Annotated in this window: 7 protein-coding genes and 1 pseudogene; 1 reads left to right on the top strand and 7 read right to left on the bottom strand. The window is 74.9% G+C overall.

The window, feature by feature from the left end:
* Positions 1–36 precede the first annotated feature (36 nt).
* The 5 genes from AB0J68_RS17845 to AB0J68_RS17825 all read right to left on the bottom strand — a co-directional run bounded on the left by AB0J68_RS17845 (position 37) and on the right by AB0J68_RS17825 (position 6833).
* Positions 37–1473 carry a transcription antitermination factor NusB gene (locus AB0J68_RS17845; RefSeq protein WP_355067101.1) on the bottom strand — a complete coding sequence of 479 codons (1437 nt, stop codon included), beginning with the start codon at positions 1471–1473 and terminating at the stop codon, positions 37–39.
* On the bottom strand, positions 1470–2396 hold the full coding sequence (fmt, locus tag AB0J68_RS17840; protein ID WP_363939450.1) for a methionyl-tRNA formyltransferase: 927 nt from the start codon (positions 2394–2396) through the stop codon (positions 1470–1472). Before fmt ends, AB0J68_RS17845 begins: the two co-directional genes overlap by 4 nt.
* Positions 2397–2401: 5 nt before the next feature.
* On the bottom strand, positions 2402–2959 hold the full coding sequence (gene def, locus AB0J68_RS17835; RefSeq protein ID WP_363939449.1) for a peptide deformylase: 558 nt from the start codon (positions 2957–2959) through the stop codon (positions 2402–2404).
* A 45-nt stretch (positions 2960–3004) separates the two neighbouring features.
* Positions 3005–4273, bottom strand: a complete 1269-nt coding sequence (locus tag AB0J68_RS17830; RefSeq protein ID WP_363939447.1) for a cytochrome P450 — start codon at positions 4271–4273, stop codon at positions 3005–3007.
* 82 nt (positions 4274–4355) lie between these two features.
* Positions 4356–6833 carry a tetratricopeptide repeat protein gene (locus AB0J68_RS17825; protein WP_363939445.1) on the bottom strand — a complete coding sequence of 826 codons (2478 nt, stop codon included), beginning with the start codon at positions 6831–6833 and terminating at the stop codon, positions 4356–4358.
* A gap of 248 nt (positions 6834–7081) precedes the next feature.
* On the opposite strand from AB0J68_RS17825, the gene AB0J68_RS17820 reads away from it, so the two are divergent.
* On the top strand, positions 7082–8362 hold the full coding sequence (locus AB0J68_RS17820) for a hypothetical protein (RefSeq protein WP_363939443.1): 1281 nt from the start codon (positions 7082–7084) through the stop codon (positions 8360–8362).
* Between the two features lie 79 nt (positions 8363–8441).
* Here the strand turns inward: AB0J68_RS17820 and AB0J68_RS17815 are convergent, their stop codons facing one another.
* Entirely contained in the window at positions 8442–9425 is a 984-nt protein-coding gene (locus tag AB0J68_RS17815) for an AAA family ATPase (protein ID WP_354857784.1), read from the bottom strand.
* Between the two features lie 248 nt (positions 9426–9673).
* Positions 9674–10307 (bottom strand): annotated as a pseudogene (locus AB0J68_RS17810) (primosome assembly protein PriA); the annotation flags it as partial.

The raw sequence follows: 10307 nt of genomic DNA, 5'->3' as shown, positions 1-10307 counted from the left end.
TGCGGTGTCGCGTTCAGCCCTCGCGCGGGGCGGCTGTCAGCCCTTGCGCAGGACGGCGAGGAACATCGCGTCGGTGCCGTGGCGGTGCGGCCAGAGCTGCACGGTGGGGCCGTCGCCCAGGCCGGGCATGCCGGCCGGCAGCAGCGGTCGGGCGTCGACGAAGTCCACCGACACGCCGCTGCGGCGAGCCGCCTCGGTGACCGTCACGTGCGTCTCGACGGTGTGCGGCGAGCAGGTGACGTAGGCGACCAGCCCGCCCGGTCGGACCGCCCGCAGCGCGGCGCCCAGCAACTCCCGCTGCAGCCGGGTCAACGGCGGCAGGTCGGAGGGCTGGCGGCGCCAGCGCGACTCGGGCCGGCGACGCAGCGAGCCCAGCCCGGTGCACGGGGCGTCCACCAGCACCCGGTCGAAGTGGCCCTCCGGCAGCTTCGGGTCCGCGCCGACCTCACGACCGTCGGTGGCCACCACGGTCACCGGCAGACCCCGGGTCGCCTGGGACACCAGCCGAGCCCGGTGCTCGGCCACCTCCACGGCGGTCAGGTGGGCGCCGCGCTGCGCGGCCAACGCGCCGAGCAGGCCGGCCTTGCCGCCCGGACCGGCGCACAGGTCCAGCCAGCGCCCGTCCGGGCCGTCCAGCGGCGCGTCGGCGAGCGCGGCGGCCACGAGTTGGGAGCCCTCGTCCTGGACGTGGGCGCGACCGTCGACCACCGCCGGCACGTCGCCCGGGGCGCCGCCGGGAAGATAGACGGCGTACGGCGAGAAGGCGCCGGGCGCGCCGCCGACCTGGTCGGCCAGCTCGATCGGGTCGATCAGGCCGGGACGGGCGCACAGGTGCACCGGGGGACGCTCATTGTCCTCGATCAGGAGCCGGGCGGTCTCGCCCAGGTCGCCGTCGAGCGCCTCGGAGAAGGCCCGCACGATCCACTGCGGGTGGCTGTACGCCAGCGCCAGGTGCCCGACCGGGTCGGTCTCGATCGGCGGGGCGAGCTTGGCCACCCACCCGTCGATGTCGCGGGTGGACACCTCGCGCAGCACCGCGTTGGCGAACCCGGCGGCGCCCGGCGCGACCGAGCGGACCAGGTCCACGGTCGACGACACGGCGGCGTGCGGGGGCACCCGGGTGTGCAGCAGCTGGTACGCCCCGATCCGCAGCGCGTCGCGCGCCGGCGGGTCGATGCGGGCCACGTCCCGCCCGGACGCGTCGCTGAGGATCGCGTCGAGCGTGCCGAGGTGGCGCAGGGTGCCGTAGGTCAGCTCGGTGGCGAACGCGGCGTCGCGGCCGTACAGCCCCTCCTCGCGCAGGATGGTGGGCAGCACCAGGTTGGCGAAGGCGTCGTCGCGGTGCACGGCGGCCACCGCCTCGTACGCCACGCGTCGTGGCCGGTCCAGGGGCGGCCGGGTCGGCCGGCGGTCGCCGCCGCGGCCGGCGGACGAACCGCCTCGGAACGGACGCGTCCCCTCCGGGGCCGTCACGCGAGACCCTCGCCGGCGCTGACGCGGACGCCGCGCGCCCAGTCGGTGGCCGCCATGGCGCGCTTACCCGCGGCGCGGACCTCGCCGAGGCGCACCGGCACGGTGGCCGTGCCGGCCAGCACCCGGTTCTTCTCCACCAGCAACTCCCCCGGTTTCAGGTCCGGTCCGTCGGCCACCGGTGCGACCGGGCCGAGCTTCACCCGCTCGTCCCGGAAGGTCGTCCACGGCCCCGGGGCCGGCGTGCAGGCGCGGATCCGCCGGTCCACCGCGAAGGCCGGATCACCCCAGCGCACCCGGGCGTCCTCCACGGTCAGCTTCGGCGCCAGCGACACCCCGTCGGCGGGCTGCGGCTCGGCGCGCGCGGTGCCGTCGGCGATCGCGTCGAGCACCGCCACCAGCAGCCCGGCGCCGGTGTCGGCGAGCCGCTCCAGCAGGTCGCCGGAGGTGTCGCCGGGGCGGATCTCGTCGGTCAGGGTGCCGAAGACGGGGCCGGTGTCCAGGCCCTGCTCCAGTTGGAAGACGCTGGCCCCGGTCAGCTCGTCGCCGTGCAGCACGGCGTGCTGCACGGGCGCGGCGCCCCGCCAGGCGGGCAGCAGCGAGAAGTGCAGGTTGATCCAGCCGTACCGGGGGATCTCCAGGGCGGCCGGCGGAACCAGAGCGCCGTAGGCGACCACCGGCACGCAGTCCGGGGACAGCTCGCGCAGCCGGTCGAGGAACTCCGGGTCGCGGGGGCGGGCCGGCGTCAGCACCTCGACGCCGTGCTCGTCGGCCCACGCGCCGACCGGGGAGCGGGACAGGCCACGACCCCGCCCGGCGGGCGCGTCGGGCCGGGTGACCACGGCGACCAGCTCGTGCCGGGAGGCCGCGACGGCGGCCAGGGCGGGCACGGCCACCGCCGGCGTACCGGCGAAGATCACACGCATCCGGGTCACCGACCCAGACCGAAGGGGTCGCTGATGTGCGGGCTGTGCTTGACCGTGGGCGGGGCCGCCGCGTCGTACCACTCGGCCTGGCGGATCGCCTTCATGGCTTCCTTGCGCCCCTCCGGGTCCAGTCGGTCCAGGAAGAGCACCCCGTCGAGGTGGTCGGTCTCGTGCTGCACGCAGCGCGCCATCAGGCCGGTGCCGACGATCTGCATCGGGTCGCCGAACGAGCTGAAGCCCTTGGCGATGACGTTCTGCCGGCGCTTGGTGTCGAAGTAGAGCCCGGGGATGGACAGGCAGCCCTCGGGGCCGTCCTGCTCCTCCTCGTCCGGGAACTCCAGCACCGGGTTGACCAGGTGCCCGAGCACGTCGTCGACGTCGAAGGCGAACACCCGCAGGCTGACACCGAGCTGCGGCGCGGCCAGGCCGGCGCCGTTCTGCTCACGCATCGTGTCGGTGAGGTCGGCGACGAGCCGCCGTAGCTCGGCGTCGAAGTCGACCACCGGATCGGCCGGCGTGCGCAGCACCGGATCCCCAAAAAGACGGATGGGCTGGACGGTCACGCGGGACGGCTCCTTCATCAGGCGGGCGAGCGGTGCCGTACCAGTCTACGGAGTGCTCCCGAGCGCCCCGGCCGGCGTACCTCGATCGGCCACCGCCGGTGTGCCCAGCGTCACGGGCAGGCTCTCGTAGCCGCGCAGGGTCAGGCGGGTCCGGTGCCGAGGCTGCCCCGCCAGGGCCAGCTCGGGCAGACGGCGCAGCAGCATCGGGAACGCCAGCTGCGCCTCCAGCCGGGCCAGGCCGGCGCCGAGGCAGTAGTGCGGGCCGGCGCCGAAGGACAGCGGGTGCGCCTGCTCGCGGGTCGGATCGAAGCGCCCCGGGTCGGGGAACCGGCGCGGGTCGCGGTTGGCCGCGCCGAGCAGCAGCAGCGCCGTACTGCCGGCCGGCAGGTCGAGCCCGCCGCAGCGCACCGGCGCGGTGCTCGTCCGGGTGGTCAGCTGCACCGGGGAGTCGTAGCGCAACAGCTCCTCGACGTACGCCGGGGCGAGCCCGGGGTCGACGCGCAGCGCCGAGGCGGCCTCGGGGTGGCGCAGCAGCACCACCAGGCCGTTGCCGAGCAGGTTGGTGGTGGTCTCGAAGCCGGCGACCAGCAGCACGACCAGGTTGGCCAGCAGTTCGTCGCCGGCGAGCCGGGCGCCGTCGGCGTCGTGCACCTGGACCAGCGCGGTGGTCAGATCATCGGCCGGTGCCCGGCGTCGGGCGACGATCAGCTCGACGAAGTAGTCGCGCAGCTCGGCGGCGCCCGCGTCGGCGACGGCCAGCTCCTCGGTGGTGATCTCCGGCTCCAGCACCCCGGTCAGGTCGCCGGCCCAGCGGCGGAACAGCGGCCGGTCCTGCGCCGGCACGCCGAGCAGCGCGCAGATCACCCCGACCGGCAACGGGTACGCGAAGTCGGCCAGCAGGTCGATCGGCTCGCCGTCAAAGGCGCGGGCAATCATCGCGTCGAGCAGTTCCTCGGCCTGGGCGCGCACCACGTCGCGCATCCCGGCGATCCGACGCGGGCTGAACGCGCCGGCGGCGAGTCGGCGGATACGGCTGTGATCGGGCGGGTTGGTACGCAGCATGGACCGGGCGATCGACGTGATCGCCGGGCTCTGCCGCCAGTTCGGCCAGACCTGGTCCCGCAGCGCGTCGTCGAGCACCCCGAGCCGGGGGTCGCGCAGCAGCTCGTCGACCTCCGGGTAGCCGGTCACCACGTACATGCCGGGCAACGCCTGCACCACCGGGCCGTGCGAGCGCAGCCGTTCGTACGTCGGGTACGGATCGACGCGTCCCTGCGGCGACATGAGCAGCGTGAGCGCCTCGGCAGCATCCATGGCTGGCCTCCCCCGTCGATGCGTCGGAGGCTCCATCATCCCGGTGCCGCCGGCAGCCGGCATCCCCCGCCCGGCACGCGCGTCAGCCCGGGGCGGTTGCCGCCCGGCTCAGCAGGGCGCGGACCCGCTCGCCGTCGGGGTGACCGAGGTCGTCGAGGATGCCCAGGGCACGCCGCCAGGTACGCGCCGCGCCGGCCGGGTCCCCCGCCGCGCGCCGGCTCTCGCCGAGCCGGGCGAGGGTGTCCGCCTCGTCGTAGCGGTCGCTGATCCGCCGGTACAGCCGCAGCGACCGCCCGTAACAGCGGATCGCCTCCCGGTGGTCGCCCAGGCGCGCGTGGATGAAGCCGAGGCTGTCCCAGGTGTTCGCCTCACCGTGCCGGTCGCCGGTCCGGCGCAGCAGCGCCAACGCCTGCTCGCAGTGGGCGAGCGCCGGGCGGTACTGGCCGAGCTGGGCGTGCGCCCAACCCACCGCGTTGCGGGCGCTGGCCTCCCCGGCCAGATGGCCGGCGTCCCGGTACAGCGCGAGAGCCCGCCGCACGTGGTCCAGCGCCTCGGCGTACCGGCCGAGGCCGTCGAGCATCGCGCCGAACGCCCGGTGGGTACGCGCCTGCCCGGTGTGGTCACCCAGCGCCCCGAAGAGCGCCAGGGCCTGCCGGTAGTTGCTCGCCGCCTCGTCCACCCGGCCCAGCCGGGACAGCACCCGGGCGAGGTCGCGGTGGGCGTTCGCCTGCCCGAGTCGGTCCCCCGCCCGCCGCGCCCCGGCCAGGGCGGTCCGCTGGGCGACGGCCAGATCCGGCCACCGCCCCCGGCGTTGCAGAAAGTCCACAAGCGTCCACGCGAGCTGCCAGGCGTGACCGTCGAAACCGGCACGTTTCGCGTGCGCGACCGCCGCCAGCAGCACCGGGTATTCGATGGTGAACCAGTCGAGCGCCTGCGCGTGGTCGGTGATCTCCTCGGGCGCCACACCCGGTGGGGCCGCCGCCATGGTGACCGGATCGCGACCCGGCTGCAGCAGCAGCGCGGCCGCGTGCGCGGTGTGCAGGTAGTGGTCCAGTCCGCGCCGGATCGCGGCCCGCCGTGCCTCGGCCGGCTCGAGTCGGTCGGCCTGCTCGGCGGCGTACGCCCGGAGCAGGTCGTGCGCGCCGAACCGGCCGGGGGCGTGCTCGCTGACCAGATGGGCGTGGGCCAGCTCCGCCAACAGTCGGGGCACCTGCTCCCGGGGCAGCCCCGCCAGGCTGGCCGCCGCGGCGACCCCGATGTCCGGGCCGGGGTGACAACCGAACAGCCGGAACAGCCGTGCCGCCGCGGGCGTGAGGCTCCGGTACGACCAGGAGAAGACTGCCTGCACGTCGGTGCCGGCGTCGCCACCGTCGAAGGAGTCCAGCGGGCGCGGCGCCGCGCGCAACTCGGCGGCGAGGGTGGCCAGGGAGAAGGCGGGATTCGCCGCACTCCGCGCGGCGAGCACCGCCAGGGCCAGCGGCAGCCGCGCACATCGCTCGATTATCTCGTCCACGGCCTGCGGCTCGACCGCCAACCGGTCGGCGCCGAGCCGCCGGGCCAACAGCTGCCAGGCCTCGGCGGCGCTGAGCAGCTCGACGCCGACCGGCCGGGCGCCCTCGGTGGCGACCAGGCCGGCCAGCAGGTTGCGGCTGGTGACCAGGACCAGGCAGGTCGGGCTGCCGACCAGCAGCGGGCGAACCTGGTCGGCATCGCGGGCGTTGTCCAGCAGCACCAGCATCCGGCGACCGGCGAGCAGGCTGCGGTAGAGCCCCACCTGCGCGGGCAGGTGGGTGGGGATCCGTTCGGGCGGCACCTCAAGGGCCTCCAGGAAACCCCGTACCGCCTCGACGGTCGTCACCACCGTTCCCGTGGAGTCGAATCCGCGCAGGTCGACGTAGAGCTGGCCGTCCGGGAAGCGGTCGGCGACCCGGTGCGCCCAGTACACCGCCAGCGTCGTCTTGCCCACCCCGGCCGTGCCGGACAGCGTCACCACGGTGGCCGGCGCCCGGCCGCCGTCGCCGGGGGTGTCCAGGCCGGCACAGGCGACATCGAGCTGGGCGAGCTGGGCGGTACGTCCGACGAATCCGGGCAGCGCCGGGGGCAGTTGGCGGGGCACGGGGAAGCGGGTCGGGGCGGCCCGGGTGCCGCCGCTGCGGGCCCGTACGGCCCCGGCGCCCGCCCGGCCGGTGGCCGCGTGGTCCCGCGTCGGACGTCGACGTCGCTCCTCGATCCGGTCCCGCGCGGTGGCCAGCACTCCCTGCTCGGTGGGGGTCGCCCCGAGCAGCCGGATGAGCGCGTCGAACCGCTCCGGCGGGGGCAGGATGTGGCCGGCGAAGTACTCCCCGATGATCCCGCGCGACCAGCCGGTCTTCGCCGCCAACTGCCGGTACGTCAGCCGCGTCTCCCCCTGCTGCCGGGCTTCGCGGCGGCGCAGCTGGCGCAACAGGCCGGCCAGCTCTGACAGGGTCTGCGCCTCGACACCGCCGCGGGCCACGTCGAACGCCGCGGGCGGCCCCTGCGGTGCTCGACGAACGCCGGACGGTACCCGTTGGTCGGACATGCGGCCCCCACCCCCTACCGGTCACCCGGTCGCCCCGGGTGCCGACACGGGCAGGCTAGTTGCGGTCACACACCGCTAGATAGGAGGCGGCCGATGTCTGACAGTTCCACATCGGACCTCTGCCCCGTCCGGCGGTGTCCGACGGTGTCCAGTCCCGTCCAGGATCGCCGTGCTGAACCGACGTCTCGTGCCACCGTCCCTGGTGCGGGTTCGGCCCGCGCCACGAAACCCTGGGGAAGGGGCACCAGATGATCCGTCCACACCCGACCGTTCGACGGTCCACGACGATGCTGCGTCGCATCGCCGTCACCGCCTGCGGCCTCACGCTGCTCGTCGCGGGCGTGAGCGCCGCACCGGCCACCGCCGCGCCGAAAGGCAAGGCCACCACCACCGGATCGTTCGTCGACAGCACGGCGGTGCCCGGCGGCTTCGCCTCCTGGTCGGAGCTGCTCGGGTTGCAGCAGCGGATGAACACCGCCGCCGCGCAGATCACCAACGCGGCGCAGCGCAGCGCGAACTCCGGCTTCGCCGGTATCGTCGCCGATCCCACCACCCGTCAGCTCCAGGTCTACTGGAAGGGCGAGCCGCCGGCCCGCCTCGTGGCCAACGCGCGGGCCACCGTCGCGACGACGGTGCTGCCCGCCGCGTACTCACAGCGGGAGCTGATGGTCGCGGCCGACCGGCTGCGCGCCACGGCCGGCGACAAGATCACCACGGTGGGGCCGCGCGCCGACGGCGCCGGCCTGCTCGTCGGTACGCAGAGCGGGCTGCTCGGCGCGACGGCTCTCGCCGGCGTCCCGGTGACCGTGCAGACCGGCGTCGCCGCCGCGCCCGCGACCCGGTGGGACGACACGTCGCCCTGGTGGGGTGGCGCAGCGTGGCGCAACACCGCCACCGGTGGCGGCTGCTCGACCGGCTTCGGGGTCTTCCAGGGCGGGGTGTCGCGGATGCTCTCCGCAGCGCACTGCGCCAACCTCAACGTCCTCGCGACCGACCCGACCGGGCAGACGATCGGCACCGTCGGAACCCGCAACGTCAGCAGCGACACCCTGCTCATCGCCGGCACCTCCGGCGGCCGGGTCTTCAACAACAGCACCGACGCGGCCGGCGGGGTGGTCAGCGAGTTCAGCAACCAGGTGATCGGCGCGCAGGCCAGCCAGGTCGGCAACTGGGTGTGCACCTCCGGCGCGTACTCCGGCACCCGCTGCTCGATCCAGGTGAAGGCCCGCAACCTGTGCATCAACGTGCGTAACTTCGGCACGGTCTGTGGCCAGGTGCAGGCCGAGAACACCACCCGCACCAACGCCGTCGGCCAGGGCGACAGCGGCGGCCCGGTGGAGATCGTGAACCCGGCGAACACCCTCCAGGTCTGGGCGACCGGCACGAACACCGCCATCGACGACACCAACACCGCGACGGCGTGTACGGGCTACGTCCCCACCGGGCGGGTGTGTGCCTGGCGGATGTACTACGAGGACATCTTCTCCGGCATGGCCGGCGTCGGCGCCTCGGGCGTGGTCCTGGGCTGACGCCTCGCGGCGAACCGTCGGTCGAGCCGACGGCCGGGCCGGCGCGCACCCCGCGCGCCGGTCCGGTTCCGCGCTGGGCTCAGGCGCCGACGCCCCGGTCCGCGGCGAGCACGGCGTCGCCGCCGAGCAGCGCCGGCTCGGGCAGCGGCAACTGGATCTTGTGGGCCGCCTCCCAGTCGTAGACCAGGCCGGGGCGCACGTGCGCGGCGAAGTAGTCCACGGCGCTCATCCCGCCCACCACCGGCTCGTCGACCTCGGCGACCAACTGGGCGGGGACCAGGGAGAAACCGTTCTGGACGGCGGCGCTGAGCCGACGGTGACCGTCGACGACGAAGAAGTACTCGCCGGTGAAGCCGATCTTCAGCGGCTCCAGGGACTCGTCGCCGGCCTCGGCCACGTCGCCGACGAACTCGCTGTCCCAGAGCCCGCGCAGGGTCGCGATGTCCTCGGTCGGGTAGATCCGCGCCGGGTCGAGCAGCAGCAGCGGCGAGCCGTCGCGCAGCACGTCGGCGCCGAGCGTGCCCTCGTACGCGGCGATGATGTGCTCGACCACCTCGGCGGCGGAGGCCCGGGTCGTGTCGCAAATCAGGTCATAGTTGCGCAACCGTGCCTTGTCCACCCCGTAGCGGACGATGAACCGGCTGCGCTCGCTCTCGCTGCGCTCGCGGAGCTTGGCCTTCGCCTCCTCCAGCGAGGCGTAGCTCTCCGCCGGGCCGGACGGGCGGGCCAGCACCCGACGGGCCGCCTCCCCCGGCTCGGTGATCATGTGCACCTTGAGCGCGTCGGTGAAGAAGTGCCAGGCCAGCCGCGAGTCCATGATCAGATGCTCGCCGGAGGCGGCGATGTCGCGCTGGAGCTGATCGACGTAACCGTCGACGGCCTGGTCCAGCTCGGCGTGCAGATTGAGCTGCAGGGCGGTCATCTGCCGCTGCTGCGCCATCTCCCGGTAGAGGTCGCCCACGCTGACCCGGCGCATGCCGAGCCGCTTGGCGATCTCCACCGACACGGTGCTCTTGCCGCTGCCGAGGTCGCCGTTGAAGACGATCGATTGTCGAACGGTCACGACTGGTCCACCCCTGATAACCGGCTTCCTGACATCATCGACATCGCGTCCGACCGGCGCGTTCCCGGCCCGCCCGCCTTCGGGCGGTGCCGTGACCTGGGGCCGACGTACGCCCGAGCATGACGGGCGATGCTACCACCTCGGCGCCAGCGCTTTGCCGGACGCGGTGTGCGGGCGCCACCCGTCAGGCCGGCTGCCGCCCGCCGGCCGCGCCCCCCGGGGAAAGCGACCGTGCCCTGGAAAAACGGTCAGAAGAGGCTCAGCGGATCGACCTGGAGACGAACCGGGTCGGCGGCCTTGCGGGCGGTACGCACCCCGGCGGCCGAGTGCAGGGCCTCGGCGAGCGCGGCGGCCCGCGCCCGGGGCACCCGGACCAGCATCCGCTCGCGCCCCTCGTCGGCCGGCACCGGCCCGAGCACCTCGGCGTCGCCGGGCAGCCGGGCCGCGGCGAGCAGGTCGGCCACCGCCTCGGCCGGGCCGGTGACGCTGGCCATCCGCACCGCCGGCGGGAAACCCAGCTCGCGGCGCTCGGCCAGTTCCCGGCCGGCGAACCAGGCGGCGTCCCAGCGCAGCAGCGCCTGCACCGGGGCGAGCGCGCCGTCGGCGACCACCACCACCCGGCCGGCCGGCGCCGGGCGGGCCAGGGCCGTCGCGGCCAGCCACCGGCGCAGCGCCTCCTCGCCGGCACGCAGGTCGGCCCGGGTCAGCAGGGCCCACGAGTCGAGCAGCAGCACCGCGCCGTAGCCGCCTTCGGCGACCGGCTCGGCGCCGGGGGTGGCGACCACCAGCGCCGCACCGCCGGGCACGTCGGTCAGCACCTCCTCCCGTCCCGAGGTCCGCACCGGCACGTCGGGAAAGGCCCGGCCCAGCTCCTCGGCGGTA

Source organism: Micromonospora sp. NPDC049580 (assembly GCF_040675595.1).
Classification (GTDB): domain Bacteria; phylum Actinomycetota; class Actinomycetes; order Mycobacteriales; family Micromonosporaceae; genus Micromonospora.
Note: the sequence above shows the minus strand (reverse complement) of the source record. Positions and strands in the feature narration are given on the sequence as shown.